Origin of the sequence: Pauljensenia sp. UMB6358 (assembly GCF_030216865.1) — a bacterium.
Lineage (GTDB): Bacteria > Actinomycetota > Actinomycetes > Actinomycetales > Actinomycetaceae > Pauljensenia > Pauljensenia turicensis_A.
The window spans coordinates 1-299 of record NZ_JASOMS010000115.1; the positions used below are offsets into that span (position 1 = coordinate 1).

At 58.5% G+C, this 299-nt stretch carries 1 protein-coding gene; it reads left to right on the forward strand.

Annotated elements, in window-relative coordinates:
• Window positions 1-299 (forward strand): Glu/Leu/Phe/Val dehydrogenase dimerization domain-containing protein (locus QP381_RS08840; protein WP_285068609.1); only part of this gene is annotated, 299 nt, incomplete at both ends.

The following is a 299-nucleotide window of genomic DNA, read 5'->3' on the forward strand; positions in this document are numbered from 1 at the left end:
GGTGGCAAAGGTGGGTCTGACTTTGACCCGCACGGGCGCTCCGACAACGAAGTGATGCGTTTTTGTCAGGCCTTTATGAGTGAACTGTACCGTCACATCGGCCAGTTCACAGACGTACCTGCCGGCGACATTGGCGTGGGTGGGCGCGAAATCGGTTACCTGTTTGGTCAATATAAGAAACTGACCAACCGCTTCGAAGCAGGCGTCTTGACGGGGAAGAAGCTCGGCTGGGGCGGCTCGCTTGGGCGCACGGAAGCAACCGGTTACGGCACGGTCATGTTCGCCCAGTCCATGTTGGG